General features: G+C 40.6%; 17 protein-coding genes. 13 read left to right on the top strand and 4 right to left on the bottom strand.

Annotated elements, in window-relative coordinates:
* The first annotated feature begins 87 nt into the window (after positions 1–87).
* The 11 genes from prfC (at position 88) to NSTC731_RS14720 (ending at position 13,316) form a co-directional block, all read left to right on the top strand.
* Positions 88–1,716: a peptide chain release factor 3 gene (gene prfC, locus NSTC731_RS14770; protein WP_445631455.1), complete on the top strand. Its 1,629-nt coding sequence runs from the start codon at positions 88–90 to the stop codon at positions 1,714–1,716.
* Between the two features lie 268 nt (positions 1,717–1,984).
* Entirely contained in the window at positions 1,985–4,255 is a 2,271-nt protein-coding gene (locus tag NSTC731_RS14765; RefSeq protein WP_445631454.1) for a M48 family metalloprotease, read from the top strand.
* A gap of 674 nt (positions 4,256–4,929) precedes the next feature.
* Positions 4,930–5,439, top strand: a complete 510-nt coding sequence (locus NSTC731_RS14760) for an RNA recognition motif domain-containing protein (RefSeq protein WP_322663615.1) — start codon at positions 4,930–4,932, stop codon at positions 5,437–5,439.
* Between the two features lie 457 nt (positions 5,440–5,896).
* A complete protein-coding gene (locus NSTC731_RS14755; protein WP_334770680.1) occupies positions 5,897–6,337 on the top strand; it encodes a SufE family protein in 441 nt (146 codons plus the stop codon).
* Positions 6,338–6,508: 171 nt separating this feature from the next.
* Positions 6,509–7,417 (top strand): alpha/beta fold hydrolase, encoded by a 909-nt coding sequence (locus NSTC731_RS14750; protein ID WP_445631453.1) that lies wholly within the window; start codon positions 6,509–6,511, stop codon positions 7,415–7,417.
* Between the two features lie 282 nt (positions 7,418–7,699).
* Positions 7,700–8,611 carry an IS982 family transposase gene (locus NSTC731_RS14745; protein ID WP_445628360.1) on the top strand — a complete coding sequence of 304 codons (912 nt, stop codon included), beginning with the start codon at positions 7,700–7,702 and terminating at the stop codon, positions 8,609–8,611.
* Positions 8,612–8,747: 136 nt separating this feature from the next.
* A complete protein-coding gene (locus NSTC731_RS14740) occupies positions 8,748–9,719 on the top strand; it encodes a CobW family GTP-binding protein (RefSeq protein ID WP_445631452.1) in 972 nt (323 codons plus the stop codon).
* Positions 9,720–9,816: 97 nt separating this feature from the next.
* Positions 9,817–10,875 carry a WD40 repeat domain-containing protein gene (locus NSTC731_RS14735; protein WP_445631451.1) on the top strand — a complete coding sequence of 353 codons (1,059 nt, stop codon included), beginning with the start codon at positions 9,817–9,819 and terminating at the stop codon, positions 10,873–10,875.
* A gap of 76 nt (positions 10,876–10,951) precedes the next feature.
* Positions 10,952–11,221, top strand: a complete 270-nt coding sequence (locus NSTC731_RS14730; RefSeq protein ID WP_445631450.1) for a hypothetical protein — start codon at positions 10,952–10,954, stop codon at positions 11,219–11,221.
* Between the two features lie 14 nt (positions 11,222–11,235).
* Positions 11,236–11,379 carry a hypothetical protein gene (locus NSTC731_RS14725; RefSeq protein ID WP_445631449.1) on the top strand — a complete coding sequence of 48 codons (144 nt, stop codon included), beginning with the start codon at positions 11,236–11,238 and terminating at the stop codon, positions 11,377–11,379.
* A gap of 332 nt (positions 11,380–11,711) precedes the next feature.
* A complete protein-coding gene (locus NSTC731_RS14720; RefSeq protein ID WP_445631448.1) occupies positions 11,712–13,316 on the top strand; it encodes an NAD(P)H-quinone oxidoreductase subunit N in 1,605 nt (534 codons plus the stop codon).
* 85 nt (positions 13,317–13,401) lie between these two features.
* Here NSTC731_RS14720 and NSTC731_RS14715 read toward each other — a convergent pair whose 3' ends face one another.
* The 4 genes from NSTC731_RS14715 to NSTC731_RS14700 all read right to left on the bottom strand — a co-directional run bounded on the left by NSTC731_RS14715 (position 13,402) and on the right by NSTC731_RS14700 (position 17,161).
* A complete protein-coding gene (locus NSTC731_RS14715) occupies positions 13,402–14,793 on the bottom strand; it encodes an ATP-binding protein (protein ID WP_445631447.1) in 1,392 nt (463 codons plus the stop codon).
* A gap of 85 nt (positions 14,794–14,878) precedes the next feature.
* Complete coding sequence (locus tag NSTC731_RS14710) at positions 14,879–15,421, bottom strand: methanogen output domain 1-containing protein (protein ID WP_445631446.1); 543 nt, start codon at positions 15,419–15,421, stop codon at positions 14,879–14,881.
* A 249-nt stretch (positions 15,422–15,670) separates the two neighbouring features.
* On the bottom strand, positions 15,671–15,799 hold the full coding sequence (locus NSTC731_RS14705) for a hypothetical protein (protein WP_445631445.1): 129 nt from the start codon (positions 15,797–15,799) through the stop codon (positions 15,671–15,673).
* 42 nt (positions 15,800–15,841) lie between these two features.
* Complete coding sequence (locus tag NSTC731_RS14700) at positions 15,842–17,161, bottom strand: hybrid sensor histidine kinase/response regulator (RefSeq protein WP_445631444.1); 1,320 nt, start codon at positions 17,159–17,161, stop codon at positions 15,842–15,844.
* Between the two features lie 656 nt (positions 17,162–17,817).
* Between NSTC731_RS14700 and NSTC731_RS14695 the strand changes: the two genes are divergently transcribed.
* Both NSTC731_RS14695 and NSTC731_RS14690 read left to right on the top strand, forming a co-directional pair.
* Complete coding sequence (locus tag NSTC731_RS14695; RefSeq protein ID WP_445631443.1) at positions 17,818–18,852, top strand: terpene synthase family protein; 1,035 nt, start codon at positions 17,818–17,820, stop codon at positions 18,850–18,852.
* Between the two features lie 156 nt (positions 18,853–19,008).
* The gene (locus tag NSTC731_RS14690) at positions 19,009–20,406 is read left to right on the top strand and encodes a cytochrome P450 (RefSeq protein ID WP_445632100.1); all 1,398 of its coding nucleotides are present in this window, start codon (positions 19,009–19,011) and stop codon (positions 20,404–20,406) included.
* Positions 20,407–20,499 lie beyond the last annotated feature (93 nt).

The following is a 20,499-nucleotide window of genomic DNA, read 5'->3' as shown; positions in this document are numbered from 1 at the left end:
CGACCCTATCATGAGCATCGTTGTCTTAAGATTAAAAGACTTGCCAGAGTCAAAAAAAATTAAGCTAGCTTTCAAACAAATACATTTATGTCTACTGAACTTCAGTCTGAACTTATTCAAGCAGTCGAACTTCGCCGCAACTTTGCGATTATATCTCACCCGGATGCTGGTAAAACTACACTAACTGAAAAGCTACTCCTGTACGGGGGTGCAATTCACGAAGCTGGGGCCGTTAAGGCACGACGGGCACAGCGAAAGGCTACTTCTGACTGGATGGCGATGGAGCAACAACGAGGTATTTCCATTACTTCCACAGTGTTGCAATTTGAATACCAGAATTGTCAAATCAATTTATTAGACACTCCCGGACACCAAGATTTCAGTGAAGATACTTATCGTACCCTCGCTGCTGCCGACAATGCAGTGATGTTAATTGATGCGGCAAAAGGTTTGGAACCGCAAACCCGTAAATTGTTTGAAGTGTGTAAGTTGCGGGGTATCCCAATTTTTACATTTATCAACAAGCTCGATCGCCCAGGAAGGGAACCTCTGGAATTGTTGGATGAAATTGAGCAAGAATTGGGATTGCAAACCTATGCGGTAAACTGGCCGATTGGGATGGGCGATCGCTTTAAAGGTGTTTTTGACCGACACAAGCAACAAATTCACTTGTTTGAACGCAGCGCCCACGGCAGCCGAGAAGCCCGCGATACGATAGTAGAGTTAGGCGATCCGAGAATAGAAGAACAGCTAGAACAAAATCTGTACTATCAACTGAAAAACGATCTAGAACTGTTAGAAGGAGTTGGTCCAGAACTAGATTTACAGTTGATACACGAAGGCAAAATGACGCCTGTGTTCTTTGGTAGCGCCATGACTAACTTCGGGGTCGAGTTATTCCTCAAGTATTTCCTCGACTATGCCCTCAAACCCGGTTCTCATATCAGCAGTGTTGGCGAAGTTCCCCCTACATACCCGGAATTTTCGGGGTTTGTGTTCAAACTGCAAGCGAATATGGACCCGAAACACCGCGATCGCGTCGCATTTATCCGGGTTTGCACTGGTAAGTTTGAAAAAGATATGATGGTGAATCACGCCCGCATTGGTAAACTCATCCGTCTATCTCGCCCGCAAAAACTCTTTGCTCAAGAGCGAGAATCGATTGATGTGGCTTATCCTGGCGATGTGATCGGTTTGAATAATCCTGGTGTTTTTGCAATCGGGGATACAATTTACACGGGACAAAAGCTCGAATATGAGGGGATTCCGTATTTCTCGCCGGAACTGTTTGCATCTTTGAGGAATCCCAACCCCTCGAAATCTAAACAATTCCAAAAAGGCGTTGCGGAATTGCGAGAAGAAGGTGCTGTGCAAATTATGTATTCAACTGATGAAGCCAAGCGCGATCCAATTTTGGCGGCGGTGGGTCAGTTGCAATTCGAGGTGGTACAGTTTCGCTTACAAAATGAGTATGGTGTAGAAACCATATTAGATTTATTGCCCTACAGTGTCGCCCGTTGGGTTGAGGGTGGTTGGGAAGCATTAGAAAAAGTGGGACGAATATTCAATACCACTACAGTTAAAGACAGTATGGGACGACCAGTGTTGCTATTCCGTAATGAATGGAATTGTCAACAGTTATTGGGCGACCATCCAGAGTTAAAATTAAGCGCGATCGCTCCAGTATTTTCTAGTCAACAACCAGTGGAGAAATAATTCACTACGAATTTTAGATTTTAGATTTTAAATTTTAGATTTTTTTGTTCATGCCTTGCCCCTAGTGGGTAGAACAAATCTAAAATCCTTAATTTAAAATCCTTGAGCCAAGTAACCTTGTGGTCAGGCTCAATCCAAAATCCAAAATCCAAAATCCAAAATTAGTTGACAAGCAAAACTTGAGCGCGGTTGATTTCCACGGCATCCGAGGTTCGCGCTTTTGCCCAAACGTGGATCGTTTAGAAGAGATTGGAGTGCCAGAATTTGTATGCCTTCACATGCCAAACCGTCTTTGGAGGCTGGTTTAGTTGCCCTCAAGCAGGGAAATTACCAAACAGCGATCGCCCAACTAGAACCTATTGCTACCAGTCAAAGCGGTACTGCTAGCTTACAAGCCCAAGTTGGTTTAGTGATGGCTTATGCTCGCACTGGCGAAGTTTCCAAAGCGATCGCTATTTCCCAGAATCTCATTGAGAGTAACAATCCGCAAGTTCAAGAGTGGGCAACACGCGCTCTCGAACACCTGACAAAACGTAAAAAATCCGATCGAGAATCAAAAAAAGTCGAAACTGGATTTGTTCCCTTTGAGAATTCAACACCAGATTCAACCCCCATTACTCCCCCGGAAACTCCTACATCAGAGGAAAAACCGAACGATCGAGTCATAGAAACCAGAAGCGACGACATCCCGCCGATGGTGCCACTAGCTAGACTCAAAGCTACATTAGCGACACCGCCACCACCGCCACCATCGGCTACACCCCTAAGCGGCTTCATGGGTTCTGTTACCCGCACTCAAGCCAAATTATTCGGCGTTATTTATTGGCGGCAAGCACAACGCGCCAAAGCATGGCAACCACTACGTAAACCAAAATTAATTCCCTTGCGGCTACTGTCCGCAGGGACATTCATCGCCCTGTTTTGGACGATCCGAGAAATCCTCAAATTCGCATTGGGATTAATCAACCAGACTTTAGTCAAACTACCTTATCTGGAGCCGATACAGCTTTTATACGAAGATCCTACCCAACTGTTGCTGATCGCATTGGTGATTTTAATCGGAGTATCACCTTGGTTGCTGGATCTGCTACTGGCGAACTTGTATGGTCAGCGAGAATTTCCGAAAGATGTATTGAATACTCATAGCCGCGAAGCCGTTCGGGTGCTACAACGTTGTTGCCAACAGCGGCACTGGCCGTTACCCAAACTGCGAATTTTACCAACGGCTGCACCAATTATTCTGACTTATGGTAGTTTACCACGTAATGCCAGGATTGTTGTGAGTCAAGGGTTATTAGAGCAGTTAGCAGATGATGAAATCGCCATTATTTACGCCACGCAGCTCGGGCATATAGCTCACTGGGATTTTGCTGTAATGTCTTTGTTGCTGCTGGTAACACTACCAACTCATCAGCTATATCAGCAAGTGTCGGAGTTGGGAGACAAAATATCAGCGAAAATTTGGCGCTGGCCAGTGACAATTCTGGCGAGTCTAATTTATGGAATTTGGTGTTTGTTGACTGGAACTGCATTGTGGTTGTCGCGGTTGCGGCTTTATTATAGCGATCGCGTCGCCGCTGAAATTACTGGTAATCCCAATGCCCTGATTCGCGCTTTACTCAAAATTGCCATTGGCATTGCCGCTGACATCCAAAAACAAGAACACACCAGTTGGCAACTAGAAAGCTTAAATCTGCTGACACCAGTTAGCTACCAACAGAGTTTATCTTTGGGCACTATTGCCAGTAATCTATCTTTTGAATCCTTTTTGAAGTGGGATACCGCCAATCCTTATCGCCGATGGTTTACGATTAATAATAGCCATCCTTTAATGGGCGATCGCCTCGAACGCCTCTGCCAAATAGCCCGTCACTGGCATCTAGACACCGAACTACATTTTGATAGCGTTCCATCAAAGGTTAAGCGTCAGTCTTTTCTATTACAAGTCGCTCCCTGGTTGGGAATTCCTCTAGGGCTTTTGTTTGCAGCTTTCGTCTGGCTAACCTGGCAACTAGCATTCACACTCAAGTTTTTAAATCTAAAGTGGATATATGAAGATTGGTCTTTCATTACAGGCTGCCTTCTGATTGGCTTTAGCATCGGTACTGTGATGCGGATTAATTCTTTCTTCCCCGATATTAAACCTGCCACCGTACAAACTGACGACAGCTTACCCAACCTGTTAGCTGACCCTTCTGCCTTACCTATTGATAGCGTCAGCGTGCGTCTTGTGGGTAAATTATTAGGTCGTCAAGGTACTAGTAACACCCTAGCGCAAGATTTAATCTTGCAATCCAGCGCAGGTTTGGTGAAATTGCACCACATTTCTTGGCTAGGACAGTCAGTCAATCATCAGGATCTAATCGGGCGGCAAATTATCGTCACAGGTTGGTTCAGACGAGGAGCAACACCTTGGATCGATATCCAAACCCTAGAAACTCAAAGTGGTAAAACCATTCATAGCCCGCATCCCATTTGGTCTACTTTTTTGGCTGTTGCAGCACAGGCTTGGGGCGCATACGTCTTTCTAACTGGTTAGTCATTGGGCATTGACAAAGGACAAAGGACAAAGGACAAAGGACAAAGGACAAAGGACAAAGGACAAAGGACAAAGGACAAATCGGAATGTAAAGAAAAGTTGCAGGTTTCCTTAACAAATGTTACATTTATTTACACAAACAAGAGCAACCGACATAACTCAGCATCACCGCTTAGTTGTGGATTTAGGTGCTTTTTCCCCGCTCTATACCTTTTTATCCTCCCAACACAGCAGCAAATTAACCAGCCACTGGCTGGTTTTTGTTTCAAAATATGCTCACTTGCATAAAAAAATGTGTTTTATGTTACGATGCAGTAATAGTAATGCTGAAAATGTAGGCGCTAAACTAGCTACGTAGAAAATACCGTGGTAATGTAAGGAATGGTATTTGATTCTGCGAAAAAGGGCATAGAAGAAAGCGTGTACTTTAGCAGGCAATAGGCTATTAAATTTACAATTCTTAGAATTAAGGTGTTATTAGCTCACCATTAGTGTGAGCCTTTGGATTAAACAAGCTTGATCCCGACGAAAAACTGTATTGTTGTATAGGTTGACAGTTTCGAGCAAAAAAATTGGTTTATGGCAGTCTTGGTCAATAGCATTTATTTAAAAGTCAAAGCTAAGTGATTGTTTTCTTGCCTTGCCATGTTCATTTAACTCTGGAGGTATAGTTCATGTCCGTTCGCCTATATATAGGTAATTTGCCTAAAGATGAAATAGATCGTCAAGATCTGCAAGCCGTTTTTGCAGCAGAAGGTGATGCTGTAACTACTAAATTAATTAAAGACCGCAAAACTGGCAAATGCCGTGGTTTCGGTTTTCTTACAGTCAATAATGACGAACAAGCTGACGAAATTATTGAAAAGTATAATGGTCAGATGTTCAAAGACACTCCCATTAAGCTAGAGAAGGCATTACCTCGGACAAAGGGTGAAGAGGGCGACGAGCAAGCTCCTAAACCAGTTATTGCTAGTACTAGTAATAGTACCCCGACTCCTAGCCCCAATAGAGAAGGTAGCCGTCGTGAGAAAAGCTCTAAGAAGCCTCGTCGTGGCGGCGGTGGCGGAGGTTCTCGCGAAACCAGCACTACAACCACCGATTCAGACGCTATTCGTCCAGATCCTCGTTGGGCTTCGGAATTAGAAAAGCTGAAGCAGATGTTAGCTGCACAAACTACAAATTAATCCTCAAGGGAGAGAAATTAAAAATTAAAAATCAGAATTTTTTTTGGTTTTTAATTTTTAATTATTGTTGATAGTTATCTAGCTGCTTGGTTAAATCTACTTGCAGCTAATTTTGTAAGTGCGTAAGCATAGCATTGTCGAATCGTGGAGAATTGAGGGTTGAAATTTCAAGGCAGAGGGACGCAAAGGTAAGCGCAGTAGATTCGCAGACAATATGCTACGAAGTTATATAGTTTTCTATTTAGAATAAAATTAAGTTTTTGTAATTAGAGGCATTGAAAAACCTGGACGATGGGGATGCGATACCTAGCTTGGGCTGCGACTACGCAGTAATTAGCTGGATTTGATAAATTAGAGTCAGTAATGGCAAGCTTGATAATGCCAAGAGAACCAGAGGCGCGATTGCTCTAAAGATAATCTACACTCAAGGAGATACCGATCGTTTTCAGCTTCTGTTATGTCCTCAACTCTAGATTCTTTGCCACCTGCGCTCGCTAAAATTGTCCAGCGCTTTCAACGCGCTTCTGAACCGAAGCGACGCTACGAACAGCTAATCTGGTATGCTCAGAAGCTCAATGAGTTCCCAGAAGCTGATAAATTACCCGAAAACAAAGTTCCTGGTTGTGTGTCTCAAGTTTATATCACCGCAGCCTTGGATGATGGTAAGGTTGTATTTCAGGGCGATTCCGATTCTCAGTTAACCAAAGGATTAGTCGGGCTTCTGGTAGAGGGATTACATGGACTAACGCCAACTGAGATTGTTCAACTTACTCCAGATTTTATTCAAGAAACAGGTTTAAATGTTAGCCTGACACCTTCCCGTGCGAATGGATTTTACAATATTTTTAAAACCATGCAAAAAAAAGCATTGGAATGTAAGTTAGATTTGCCTAGCTAAACTTGGTTATTGGTCATTAGTCATTAGTCATTGGTCATTGGTCATTGGTCATTAGTCATTAGTCATTAGTCATTAGTTATTGGTTATCAACAAAGGACAAAAGACAAAGGACAAAGGACAAAGGACAAATGACAAAGGACAAATAAGGTACAACTACCAAAATTTAGTGTCATGTCAACCAATCTATTATCTACCTCTGCTGCTACTGGTTTTGGTGGAGTAGTTCAAGAATATCTCTGGAACTGGGAAAATCAGGAATTGCGCGTTGTTTATGAAACCCTCGGGAAAGGTTCACCGCTATTGCTACTACCAGCTTTCAGCAGTGTTTCGACGCGTTTGGAAGTCGGCGAACTTGCCAAGTTACTAGCTCCCAATTTTCAAGTTGTAGCCTTAGACTGGCCGGGATTTGGTGAATCTTCTCGCCCTAGTTTGAATTATCGACCAGAAATTTATCAGCAATTTCTGGAAGATTTTGTCAAAGCTGTTTTTAATACTCCTGTTACTGTGGTGGCGGCTGGTCATGCTGCTACATACGTTTTACAATTAGCTGTCAAGCAGGCTGCTTTCTCAAAAATTGTATTGTTGGCTCCTACTTGGCGTGGGCCTTTACCAACAATGGGGGCAAGTCAACAGATAGCTGGCGTTGTGAGAGAATTGGTGCGATCGCCTATACTTGGTCAAGCTCTCTACAAACTCAACACTACTCAATCTTTCTTAAGTTTCATGTACCGCCGTCATGTCTTTACTGACGCGGCTAAAATTACACCCAGTTTCATTGAGAAAAAGTGGCACACCACTCAACAACCAGGAGCGCGATTTGCATCTGCTGCCTTTGTAACTGGTAATCTCGATGCTGTACGCGAACAATCTGATTTTTTAGAAATTGTACAGTCTTTAACCGTACCCTTGATGGTAGTAATTGGGGAATCTAGCCCCCCAAAATCACGAGAAGAAATGAACGCTTTGGTAGCCTTACCAGGAGTGAAAAGCGTTGTCATTCCCGGTTCTTTGGGACTGCATGAAGAATACCCAGCAGTTGTTTTAGAAGCAGTTCAAGATTTTTTGTTATCTCAGAAATAATTAACCAGAGATGAACATAGATCCCATTTTAGGGGCGTACAGATGTGCGCCCCTAATTATTCAAATGAGAATCGCCATATTATAGATGGATAAAAATAAAATATTTCTTGATTAAATTAACGTGAGTTCGACGGTTATAAAAAGGTAAAAAGCTTGCGATGTATAGATTTGCAAAACAAGGTTATTCACGGCAGCGATCGCTAAGATTAATTGAGGATTAGCCAAAAAATCACAAAAAAATGCCGAGACTAAAAATATCTAAGAAAAATAAGGGTCTCGGCTATGTCCACCATTGTATCTCGCCTTGATATCACGCAAATCTTCTGGGATGTGGATGATTTCTGCAATCAGTGGCAAAGCTTATGGCAACAAGTACCACAGTTACCATCCACCAAAGGAGAACGTCGCAGTCAGTCCAGGATGCATTTATCGGAAGTGATGACAATAGTAATCGCGTTTCATGGCAGTGGTTATAAGACTTTTAAGGAATTTTATACGTTGCACGTACTACAAAGCTGGCGTGGAGTGTTTCCAAATTTGGTCAGTTACACAAGATTTGTGGAACTCATGCCTTGGTGTTTAATGTTGCTGTGTTGTTTTTTGCATACACGAACAGGAGAAATTACAGGGATTAGTTTTATCGATTCCACCCCAATAGATGTTTGTCACAACTGTCGAGCGCATTCTCACAAGGTATTTAAAGGGTTGGTGAAATGGGGCAAAAATTCTGTGGGCTGGCACTTTGGATTTAAACTGCATTTGATTATTAATGATTGTGGAGAATTACTCGCATTTTCACTAACTCCAGCAAATATCGATGACCGAAAACCAGTCCCAGATATGACTAAAGATTTAATTGGTAAACTCTTTGGTGACAGAGGTTACATCTCTCAAAAATTATTTGAGGAGTTATATGAACGAGGGTTGCAATTAATCACAAAATCTAAAAAGAAAATGAAAAATCGCTTGGTAAAACTGATTGATAAAATTCTGTTACGCAAACGTGCTGTGATTGAGTCCGTCAATGACCATCTGAAAAATATATGTCAAATCGAACACTCTCGCCATCGTAGTCCATTTAATTTTTTGGTGAATTTGATGGCTGGTTTAGCTGCTTATACCTATTTGCCTAAAAAACCTTCAATTGATATTTACCCAAAAGATTTGCCTGCGCTACCTCCTGCCATTTTTTAGTTCCGTCGAACTCACGTTAAATTATGTAATTATTTTTCTGAAGCCCAAAATAATAGCAAGTTCGCAGAAAAATATAAAAAGATTTATCATAGGCGATAATGATTATCCATAAGGTGAGATAAGGGGAATTTAGAGTATGGTGGCTGACGTAATCAACAATTCAGTTCCCGTTACTGTTCTTACAGGCTATTTGGGAGCAGGTAAAACGACTCTACTCAATCACATCCTCACCTACGAACACGGCAAAAAAGTTGCTGTGATTGTTAATGAATTTGGGGAAGTGGGTATTGATAATCAATTGATTATCGATGCAGATGAAGAAATTTTTGAAATGAATAATGGCTGTATCTGTTGTACAGTGCGCGGCGATTTAATTCGCATCATTGGCAATTTGATGAAGCGGCGCGATAAATTTGACCATTTAGTAATTGAAACAACTGGATTAGCCGATCCAGCACCAGTAATTCAGACTTTTTTTGTTGATGAAGATTTGCAAAGCCAACTGTCTTTAGATGCGGTGGTGACAGTGGTCGATGCCAAACATATTTGGCAGCATTGGGATGCAGACGAAGCACAAGAACAGATTGCTTTTGCCGATGTAATTTTACTTAATAAAACAGATTTGGTAGCGCCAGAAGAGTTGAATGAATTAGAAAAACGGATTCGGGCAATGAATGCGATCGCAAAAATCTACCGTACCCAAAATTCTGAACTCGGAATGGATGCTTTGTTAGGTGTAAAAGCCTTTGATTTAGAACGCGCATTAGAAATCGATCCAGATTTCTTAGGCGAAGATGCCCACGTACACGATGAAACTGTTTATTCTGTGGCTCTAGTAGAAGCAGGTGCAGTTGATGGAGAAAAATTAAACGCTTGGCTTTCCGAGTTACTGCGTACTCAAGGCCCAGATATCTTTCGGATGAAAGGCATTTTAAATATTGCTGGAGAAGATAATCGATTTGTATTCCAAGGAGTACACATGATCTTTGATGGCAAACCCGATCGCCCTTGGAAACCAAACGAAACCCCCAAAAATGAACTAGTTTTCATCGGTCGCAATCTTGATGCAGCCAAACTCAAGGAAGATTTTCTCGCCTGTCTAGCATAAAAAAAGTTAGGAGTTATGAGTGATGAGTTATGAGTTAAAAATTCCTAACTCCTAACTTCTAACTCCTAACTCCTAACTTCTAACTTCTGTAGAAAATATGAACTCCACAACCAAATCTAAGGAATTTGAACAACACTATTCGGGGACACTTTCAGATTATGTAACTGCGATCGCTTGGTCGCCACAAGGTAAAACTTTAGCAGCAACTTCTGCCGCCGGCGAAGTCGTTCTATGGAATGATGGCGAACTCACAACCCTACAAACTGGTAACGGTAAATCAGTAGACTGTCTAGCATTTTCGCCAGATGGAAAATTTTTAGCCGTTGGCGGACAAGATGGACAGGTGAAGATTTGGCGCGACACTGAATTAATCGCCACATTAGAAAATGCCCCTGCATGGGTTGACAAACTAGCTTGGAATTACACTAGCAACCAACTGGCTTTTAGTTTGGGGCGTTACGTCCAAGTTTGGGATGCAGATACTCGTGAAATTGTCGTGACACTGAATTTCGACAACTCTTCAGTATTGGGTATAGATTGGCGCATTGACGGAGAATACTTAGCCATTAGTGGTTATAAGGGAGTCAAAATTTGGCACAGTCAAAACTGGGATGAAGAACCATACAGCTTAGATATGACTACTGTCAGTTTAGCGATGGCTTGGTCGCCCGATGGCAAATACCTGGCTTCTGGCAACATGGATCGTAGTGTCACCGTTTTAGAATGGAACAACCCCGACCCTTGGGTAATGCGTGGCTTCCCCGGTAAAATTCGCCAATTGGCATGGTCAGAAGCTATGACTAAAGTGGGTGCGCCAATATTGGCATCTTCTAGCGTAGAAGGTATTGTGGTGTGGGAAAAGCTAGAGGATGATTCTTTAGGTTGGGAAGCACGAGTTTTAACTAATCATGTGGGTGTAATTAATGCGATCGCCTTTGCACCTAAAAGCTTCCTTCTGGCTTCTGCTGCTGCTGACGGCTGGTTATGTTTGTGGAACCAAGCCAAAGAAGTATCCCAAATTATCACAGGTGTCTCAGCAGGATTTTCTAGCCTAGCTTGGCATCCCCAAGGTAAGTTACTGGCCGCAGGCGGTGAACAGGGCGAATTAGTTGTATGGTCAAAGGTTTTGCGGGGTCAAGGATTTGGGCGTAGTTAAGCAATACTTGGTAATTAAAATTGAAGCTGGGCAATTTATTGGCTATGCTGTATCAGCAAAGGTATCTTTGTAAATTATGAACATTGTCAAACTGATTTTACTTGCCTGTCCCGCATTTCTGGTATCCATGCTGCTGGTAGTCAATCCAGCAAACGCATCCAGCCTGAAATCTGTTTATGCTACCCAATTTATGACGGTAGTATCTACACAACAAATTCCTGAGCCAACACCACATTTGATTCAAACATCTAATCCGATTATCGATCGAGTTGGTTGCAATTGTGCCAACTGTATTCAGTCTAAATTTCAGTCTTTACAAGGCAAACTGCCATCCGCCGATTTTTAATAAATTTAGGAGTTATGAATATTGTAGGGGCACAGCATTGCTGTGCCCTGATTAATTTTATGAGCTTTTTATCCGTGGCGATAGCCTACGGCACGCTACGCGATCGCCCTGACTGCGACATAATTATTTATGTAATCAAGGTATTCACTAAAAATTAAAATAATTCGTAATTGATAATAAGTAATTCTTGATTCCTATCAGTAACAACTTGTACCATTTTTAATTACGAATGACGTAGCTTGCTTCTCGCATGAAGGCGAGTATTACGAATTACAAATTATTTGGTCACACCTGAAAAACGAAGTCGGAAAGTTGTTAAGTGAATCCCTGGATACTGAGAAAGCTGCTGGTAAAGTATTAAGGTTGGTGCAATCGCCATCTGCATCCAAGCTGTTAAGCTCTTGTTAAAAGAGCTAGTCCGGGGATTAGAAAACTTGCTAGAGTGAACAGAGTTAGCCTTAATGTCTAATCGCCAAAACCTATACATCTCATGGATTTTGCTAATATTGCATCCCAGCTAAACGCTGGAACGATTTTACCAGAGGGGATTGTTATTCTCACCCTCTTGGGGGTTTTGATTGTTGATTTGATTTTGGGGCGTACATCTGGACGCTGGATTGGATATCTAACGATCGCAGGTTTATTTGCTTCGATTATCGCCCTATATTTTCAATGGGACTCTCTTAATCCCATCTCTTTTAGCGGTGGCTTTAATGGTGACGACCTGAGTATTGTCTTTCGCGGTATTATTGCCTTGTCTGCGATTGTGACTATACTAATGTCAATTCGCTACGTTGAGCAGAGCGGCACAGCTTTAGCCGAATTCATCGCTATTTTGCTGAGTGCTACTTTAGGAGGGATGTTTTTATCCGGGGCTAGTGAGTTGGTAATGATTTTCATCTCCCTAGAAACCCTGAGTATCTCGTCTTACCTGTTAACAGGTTATACCAAGCGTGACCCCCGCTCCAACGAAGCGGCGCTGAAATACTTGTTAATTGGAGCTTCCAGTACAGCAATATTTTTGTACGGTGTATCCCTGCTGTATGGACTATCTGGAGGACAAACTGAACTAAGTGCGATCGCTAATGGCATTGCCACAGCAAAAGTGGGACAATCTTTAGGTTTAGTGATTGCCCTGGTTTTTGCGATCGCGGGTATTGGCTTTAAAATCTCCGCTGCACCCTTCCACCAGTGGACACCAGACGTTTACGAAGGCGCTCCCACCCCAGTCATCGCCTTTTTATCTGTTGGTTCCAAAGCAGCTGGTTTTGCCTTAGCCATCCGCTTGTTAACAACAGCCTTCCCCCTTGTTGCTGACGAGTGGAGGTTTGTCTTCACAGCTCTTGCCGTTCTGAGCATGATTTTGGGTAACGTAGTCGCCCTAGCCCAAACCAGCATGAAACGGATGCTAGCTTATTCATCCATTGCTCAAGCTGGGTTTGTGATGATTGGCTTGATTGCTGGTACACAGGCAGGGTATGCCAGTATGATATTTTACTTACTGGTTTACCTGTTCATGAATCTGTGTGGTTTTACCTGCATCATCCTATTCTCACTGCGGACGGGAACTGACCAGATTGCCGAATACTCTGGCTTATATCAAAAAGACCCACTCCTAACACTGGGGTTGAGTATCTCCCTGCTTTCCTTGGGTGGTATTCCACCATTGGCTGGGTTTTTCGGCAAGATTTACTTATTCTGGGCTGGTTGGCAAGCAGGACTTTATTGGTTAGTTTTGCTGGGCTTAGTTACCACCGTCGTCTCCATTTACTACTACATTCGCGTAGTTAAGATGATGGTAGTCAAAGAACCCCATGAAATGTCCGACGCGGTGAAGAATTATCCACAAGTGCGTTGGGATTTGCCTGGGCTAAGACCTTTGCAGGTCGGGTTGGTGGTAACATTAATTGCCACTTCCATAGCAGGGATTTTGTCAAATCCACTGTTTACATTGGCTAACAATTCCATCTCCCATACCTCATTTTTGCAAGCAACAATCAACACTAATGTAAAAGCAGAAAATCCACTGCTTTTACCAAAGTTAGATTCGGTTAGTCAGTCTGAATCCTCTGTTGATTCTACTGCCAAGATATAACTGAATCTCAACCAGATTTTGTAATCAAAAACACGCCTGTTTGCTAATGAGCAGACAGGCGTTATTATATCTTTAAACTGAAATTTTATGAGGCTGATTGAATAGGTATTTTAATTACAAACTCTGCACCTTTTTCTGGAACAGAAAAACAGCTAAGTTGCCCGTTATGTTTTTCAACTATAATTTGATAGCTGATATATAGCCCTAGTCCAGTACCTTTACCCACAGTTTTAGTGGTAAAAAACGGATCGAATAGCTTTGAGTGAACTTGTTCATTTATCCCCAAACCATTATCAGCAATACTAATTTCTATCCATTTTTCATCGATTAGTTCAGTTTTAATTTGAATTTGGGGATTATTATTTATCAGTTTTTGACTTTCAGTTTTTTGTGTATTTACTTCTGAATACTGACTGTTGAGCGCTGATGCTTCCAGTGCATCGATTGCATTAGCAAGAATATTCATAAACACTTGATTGAGTTGACCAGGATAGCAAGTTACATTCGGTAGCTGACTATATTTTTTGATGATTTTGATTTCTGGGTACTCATGCCTAGCTTGCAGGCGATGCTCCAAAATCATCAAAGTACTATCAATTCCTTCATGAATATTGACTTGCTTAAGTTCTGCTTCATCCAGCCTGGAAAAATTACGTAGTGATTTAACAATTTCCTGAATGCGTTCTGCTCCCACTTTCATGGATTGGAAGAGTTTGGTTATATCTTGAATCAAAAAATCTAAGTCTATTTCTTCTACTTGCTGTTGGATTTCTGGAACAGTATTTGGAAAAGCTTGTTGATAAGCTTCGATTAATTTCAATAAATCCTGAGTGTATTTATGAGCGTGGTGGAGGTTCCCATAAATAAAACTCACGGGGTTATTAATTTCATGAGCAATACCAGCGACCATCTGGCCTAAACTAGACATTTTCTCAGCTTGGATAAGCTGAGTTTGCGTAAGTTGTAGTTCATTTAATGTGTCTTGTAAAGCAGTTGTACGTTCCTCGACTCGAATTTCTAGCTCTTGATTCACTTTCTTGAGCGCTTCTTCTGCTTGTTTTCGTCTCTGAACTTCTTTGGCTAACTCATCAATTTTTTCGTTCAACAGAACGAAATTACTACTGGCTAAAACTCTATTTTCCAACCGTAAGAGAATTAAAGCTGAAGATTCAGGAGACCAAGGTTGAATAACTGCTCCTTGACTACGACATATTAAGGTTTGTCCATCATTCATTCGTAAAGTCAAAGAGCCAATCACCATTGCCCTACTACTTGAACAAGCTTGTAAATACTTTACAAGATCGTCGCTAGACTCAGTTACTAGTTCAAAGAGCATTCTTCCCCGCAGTTCTTGACGGCGTAACCCCAGCATATCTGCTACTGGTTGATTCGTCGCTAACAACTGACCCTCTGCACTTACCAGAAGTAAAGGTTCTGGTAAAACTCTGGCAAATTCAATAAATTGTTCAGGAGTCATGGGGCTTCAACTTTTAGGTTTGACTCTACTTTACATATCTGCACTAAGCTTAATCCTGGAGTTACTTTGTTTAATCGTAAAGGATTTACACAGATTCTAGTCCCCTAAAGTATTCTCGACCTTCTGCATCTTCTGCTTCTTCTGTAAGTTTTAAATAAACAATAACTTTACATCCAGAATTACCTTCTGCTATTGTTTCTTGCAATTCTACTTTTGCATATCCGAGATTATTAGCTGCGATCGTTCCAAACACGTTTGAAGTCATCATACACATGGCAGGGCGATTCAGTACTTTGTCGCCAAATGGGCAAACACGGTTGCCAAAGACGATTTTTTCATCATTCTGCTCAATAACATAAAAATCGCCCTGGATTCGTTTTTTTAAATCAATCAAGACATCAGCTACCTGCTTACGAGAAAGGTTAGAGATTTCCAGGGCAGATTTATAATCTTGGTTAATCTGTCTTCCCATCCTTTCACCAACAACGCTAATAAATCCCGAAGCTTCTTCTAAACCCACTACATCCTGCAAAGTACCAGATAATTCTCTAATTAGTGTACGTAAAAATATGTCGCGTTCTAAAGAAAGATTAAGCGTAGCTATTGAGTCCTTGGGTACATCGATCATAAATTTTGAGAATACAATCTTGGAAGTACACTTATAGAGTTCCCCAAAATTTCTATAAAGTAACTACTTAATCTTTTTATTCTGAGAATTTAATGTTTGCTTTTGGTTATCAGGAAAAAATGTTCATAAGAAATTCTGAGCCTTATTGTTGTGACAGTTTACGGTCTTGATAGTTTCTTCTAGGTTAACTCCTCATTATTTTTTATAACCCTCCTTAAAGAGTGGGGAATTAGATCGAGTCTTAAAAGGTTAGCCAGCAAAAATAATCCCAGCTTTTGGTATATCTTTTGCAAGAGAACTGGCACATTGCTGAAAAACTTCTTCAACTGCTGCAAGAGAATCTGGATCGTTACTGTGGTCTACTACTGCCTTGAACATAAATTTATTTATTATGTTAATAAACGTAACTTACTATAATTATTAAATGGGAAGTTTAATGATAAATTCTGAACCTTGCCCTATTGATGAATTTACCTCTAGAGTTCCTCCATGTTTTTCGACAACAATCTGACGAGCAATTGATAAGCCTAATCCTGTACCTTGACCGACTGGCTTAGTAGTGAATAAATAGTCAAAGATTTTTTTTTGGACATCAGCCGACATTCCCACGCCATTATCTTTAATCCTAATCAAGATATAATTTTTATCTTCAGTAAGAGTAGTTTGAATCAAAATTTGATTAGGATTTGCTTCAATCTCCATATAGGTAAGTCCTACATTAGACTCCTCTAAAGCATCAATAGCATTAGCTAATAAATTCATAAATACTTGATTGAGTTGTCCGATAAAACATTCTAATTCTGGCAATATATCGTAAACTCTAATTACTTGAATATCGGGTCGATCTTCGGATGCTTTTAAACGGTGTTTGAGAATCATAATTGTACTGTCTATACCATCATGAATGTTGCAATACACTTTGCGATCGCTATCTGCTCGAGAAAAGGTTCTCAAGCTGGTACTAATGTTGCGAATGCGCTGAACTCCCTCTTTCATTGAGGAAATTAAATTAGGTAGATCGGCAAGTATATACTTCAAATCTATGGCTGCAATTTCCTCTTGAATTTCTGGAACTGGATTAGGATAGTGTTCCTGATAAAGGTCAATAATGTTAATCATGTTTTGGAAATATACTGAAGCGTGTCCAAGATTGCCATGAATAAAACCAACTGGATTATTAATTTCATGAGCAACTCCTGCTACTAATTGACCAAGAGCAGACATTTTTTCCGTCTGTACAAGCTGAAGTTGAGACTCTTGTAGGTCTTTTAATGCCCTAGATAATGCTGCTGTCCTTTCTAAAACTCGTTTTTCTAAAGTTTTTGTGAGATTTCGTAATTGAAGATGGGTTTTAATTCTAGCTAATAATTCTTCTTGATGAAAGGGTTTTGTGATATAATCAACTGCTCCTATATTTAGACCCTTTACCTTACTATGAGTATCAGAATTTGCTGTCATAAAAATTACAGGTATATCACAAGTAGCTGAATTTGCTTTCAGTCTTTTACAAGTTTCAAATCCATCTATTCCTGGCATCATCACATCTAATAAAATTAAGTCAGGAAGTTGATACTCAACCTGCTTCAGTGCTCTTTCTCCATCATTTTCCGCGATCACTTTAAAGCCTACATTAGTTAATATATCAAAGACAATTTCTAAATTAGTAGTAGTATCATCTACCACTAAGATTAAACTATCTTCTGGGGTATAAAGCATTTTCATATCTGGTTTTTCATTCATATATTTAAATTAATTTTATTCATTGTTAGTTATTGCCTTTTGCCTTGCGATCGCAGCTAAGTCCCCTCTATTTTCTTGGTAGACAGGCAGCCAATTTATCGTCTGACAACCCTATAGTTCCCAAAAACTCTGATAACAGCAACATTTTCACGCTAAATTGCCTATAGCTTTGCGTTGGGGCGATCGCTACATAAGAAATATTAACCACCAATCTTAATTTCAGTAGAGATAAATATCTTCCTTTATAAAGGCGATCGCTCTGAAATTAGTCATTATTACCCTTGCTTTTTTATAAAAGTAGCGCTAACCCAGAATAATATTGTTGATGCCATAAGTTAATTTTTTCATTTCGTCAACAGTGTTTATCATGAGTATTCTTAGATGTAATTTTTTTATAAAAAAATATCATTCCAGAAAATTACGGTATATTTACGGTTATTAAAAAAAAAAAAACATAGAACAATACTGTTTAAGTTTGAAAATACTCATATAGATTTACACACCACATATATACAGTGACGTAAATATGATTTACACACTGTATATATGTGGTGTGACAGGGAGTTATTTTCAAAAAAAATTTATAGGCTTTCTATGAGTCTATTGATTTTATTTTCCTGTACTTTATGTTAGTTAATTCTAACTAATATATTTTTATGAAGGAACTACTTTCCTCCGATTTATACTGTCCATTTTCATCCCATATCAATAAGCATATTGATGTTTTAGAAGAGTATGCTCTTGAATGGGTAACTTGCTTTAACTTACTGGCAAATGAATCAGTTTATCGACGTTTCCTCAAGTCAAATTTTTTCAAGCTCGTAGCAGGTGCTTATCCTTACTGCAATCTGGAAAAAATAAAGATTGCCAGTGACTTGTTCAGTTGGCTGTTTATTTGGGACGATCAATGTGATATGTCAGATTTAGGCCAACAACCTGAAGCACTTAAGCTTTTTCACCAGAGATTTATTGAAATATTAAATGGAGCAGAACTTACAAGCAACGATATACACCTTAGCTATGCTTTAAGTGACCTACGACAACGGATGCTCCAAATAGGGAGCATAAAATGGTTCCATCACTTTGTTTTTAGCTTTGAGGAATACTTCGCCGGGTGTGTACAGGAAGCAAGTAATCGCGCACAGGAAATAATACCGGATATTGATACTTATATCAGAATACGAAACTTAAGTTCGGCGGGGGATCTTACCGTAGTATTGATTGAATTTTGCGAGCAATTGCTGATTCCTGATATTTTACGACAGCACGACATCTTTAAAAAACTCAAGGAGAAGACAATTAATATTCTTGCCTGGTGTAATGATATCTTCTCGTATTCTAGAGAAATGGCAAGTGGTGATGTTCACAATCTAGTATTAGTATTGCACTATCAACAGCAACTACCTCTAGAAATAGCGATTAAGCGTGCAATCGACATCCACGATCGAGAAGTACGAGAACTGCTCGAATTAGAAGCATGTCTGCCATCTTTTGGAGAAGAAGTAGATGCTGAACTTGCAAAGTATATATCAGGAATGTATGCCTGGATACGCGGCAATCTAGATTGGTACTTTAATTCCGATCGCTATCAAACTATAGAAAGGCTAGAGTTAGTAGAAACTTTAGAGCTAGATAAATCTCAAAGCAATATGCAAGTACTTTCAAACATGAAAGTTTTACTACCATCATAAGGAAAAATATAATATCTCAAAGAATATTTTCCACGATGCTCCCAACGATTTTTTAAAGGTGTTGGGAGCATCTAGAATTTTACTGCTTCAAAGTGAATCAATATTACCCCATAACTAACAATACAAAAATAACGCAATTTCAGTATGAAAAATCAAATGCAACTACCTAATCCACTAAAAACTCCCCCTTTGCTCCAGAAAATCCAGTGGGTTGCAGACCCCGTTAGTTTTATGGAAAATGCAGCTCAGCAATATCCTGACATTTTTACTGCTGAGGTAATTGGTTTTGGGGAGACTGTGGTTTTTGTGAACCATCCTCAAGCAATCAAGGAAATTTTCACTAACGATCGGAAGAAGTTTCTATTCGTTGGTAAAGTGAACAGAATATTTGAACCCTTAGCCGGGGAATATTCACTCCTCATGCTGAACGGTGAACGCCATAAACGGCGGCGAAAACTCACAATGCCTTCCTTTCATGGCGACAGAATGCGAGCTTACGGTTCTTTGATTTCTAATCTCACCGAACAAGTCTTTAGTCAGTTACCGCTAAATCAGCCCTTCTTAGCTCGTACTGCAATGCAGGAAATTTCTCTGCAAATCATTTTACAAGCTGTCTTTGGCTTGCATAAGGGAGGACGTTACGACAAAATCAAGCGCTTAATGGCGTTGCTTTTGGATCTCTTTAGCTCACCCTTTACTTCTAGCTTCCTTTTTTTCCCCTTCCTGCAACAAGATTTAGGAGCTTGGAGTCCTTGGGGATGGTTTCTGCGTCAACGGCAACAAATTTATGAATTGCTTTACGCTGAAATTGCCCAACGCCGGGAAGAACCCAATCCAGATCGCATCGATATTTTATCCTTGCTGATGTTAGCGCGGGATGAAGCGGGTAATCCGATGACAGATCGAGAGTTGCGTGATGATTTGATGACACTGATGGTAGCAGGACACGAAACAGTGGCAACAGCAATGGCTTGGGGATTGTATTGGATTCATCATTTACCGAAAGTCCGAGAGAAATTGCTTCAAGAACTTGATTCCCTCGGTGATTCCCCAGATCCCATGAGCATTTTCCAACTGCCTTATCTCACGGCTGTTTGTAATGAAACTTTGCGAATTTACCCGATTGCAATGTTCGCGTTCCCCAGGATAGTCCAAGAATCCTGTGAACTACTAGGACATCCTTTAGCTTCTGGAACATTACTGGTTCCCAGTATTTACCTGGCTCATCAGCGCGAGGATTTATATCCGCAGCCTCAGCAATTTAAACCAGAACGCTTTCTAGAACACGAATTTTCTGCCTATGAATTTTTGCCTTTTGGTGGTGGAGTTCGTCGCTGTATAGGTGAAGCTTTGGCTGTGTTTGAAATGAAGCTAGTATTAGCAAAAGTACTGTCAGGCTATCAACTTGCTCTAGCTGGTAAGCGGCCAGAGCATCCTCAACGTCGAGGTTTTGCACTTGCGCCTGCTAATGGGGTGAAGATGGTAGTTACAGGACGACATGTGCGTGAAGAGCCTAGAGTGAATATGACAACTACATCCACATCTGTCTTTTAATAATCTGTCAGAGCGATTTTAATAAATATTATAAACGCAGCTTTTCACAAAAACTGCGTTTTTAGTACTCTTAGGTTTGGACTCGATCGATTA

Source organism: Nostoc sp. DSM 114167 (genome assembly GCF_052692655.1).
The sequence above is the reverse complement of the archived record's forward strand: the minus strand, read 5'-3'. Positions and strand labels throughout refer to the sequence as shown.

Excerpts from the sequence above, each read along its gene's own strand:
- NSTC731_RS14690 (WP_445632100.1), top strand. The coding sequence starts at position 19,009 with ATGCAACTACCTAATCCACTAAAAACTCCCCCTTTGCTCCAGAAAATC.
- prfC (WP_445631455.1), top strand. The coding sequence starts at position 88 with ATGTCTACTGAACTTCAGTCTGAACTTATTCAAGCAGTCGAACTTCGC.
- NSTC731_RS14745 (WP_445628360.1), top strand. The coding sequence starts at position 7,700 with ATGTCCACCATTGTATCTCGCCTTGATATCACGCAAATCTTCTGGGAT.
- NSTC731_RS14755 (WP_334770680.1), top strand. The coding sequence starts at position 5,897 with ATGTCCTCAACTCTAGATTCTTTGCCACCTGCGCTCGCTAAAATTGTC.
- NSTC731_RS14740 (WP_445631452.1), top strand. The coding sequence starts at position 8,748 with ATGGTGGCTGACGTAATCAACAATTCAGTTCCCGTTACTGTTCTTACA.
- NSTC731_RS14710 (WP_445631446.1), bottom strand. The coding sequence starts at position 15,421 with ATGATCGATGTACCCAAGGACTCAATAGCTACGCTTAATCTTTCTTTA.
- NSTC731_RS14735 (WP_445631451.1), top strand. The coding sequence starts at position 9,817 with ATGAACTCCACAACCAAATCTAAGGAATTTGAACAACACTATTCGGGG.
- NSTC731_RS14700 (WP_445631444.1), bottom strand. The coding sequence starts at position 17,161 with ATGAATGAAAAACCAGATATGAAAATGCTTTATACCCCAGAAGATAGT.
- NSTC731_RS14720 (WP_445631448.1), top strand. The coding sequence starts at position 11,712 with ATGGATTTTGCTAATATTGCATCCCAGCTAAACGCTGGAACGATTTTA.
- NSTC731_RS14750 (WP_445631453.1), top strand. The coding sequence starts at position 6,509 with ATGTCAACCAATCTATTATCTACCTCTGCTGCTACTGGTTTTGGTGGA.
- NSTC731_RS14765 (WP_445631454.1), top strand. The coding sequence starts at position 1,985 with ATGCCTTCACATGCCAAACCGTCTTTGGAGGCTGGTTTAGTTGCCCTC.
- NSTC731_RS14695 (WP_445631443.1), top strand. The coding sequence starts at position 17,818 with ATGAAGGAACTACTTTCCTCCGATTTATACTGTCCATTTTCATCCCAT.
- NSTC731_RS14760 (WP_322663615.1), top strand. The coding sequence starts at position 4,930 with ATGTCCGTTCGCCTATATATAGGTAATTTGCCTAAAGATGAAATAGAT.
- NSTC731_RS14725 (WP_445631449.1), top strand. The coding sequence starts at position 11,236 with ATGAATATTGTAGGGGCACAGCATTGCTGTGCCCTGATTAATTTTATG.
- NSTC731_RS14730 (WP_445631450.1), top strand. The coding sequence starts at position 10,952 with ATGAACATTGTCAAACTGATTTTACTTGCCTGTCCCGCATTTCTGGTA.
- NSTC731_RS14705 (WP_445631445.1), bottom strand. The coding sequence starts at position 15,799 with ATGTTCAAGGCAGTAGTAGACCACAGTAACGATCCAGATTCTCTTGCA.
- NSTC731_RS14715 (WP_445631447.1), bottom strand. The coding sequence starts at position 14,793 with ATGACTCCTGAACAATTTATTGAATTTGCCAGAGTTTTACCAGAACCT.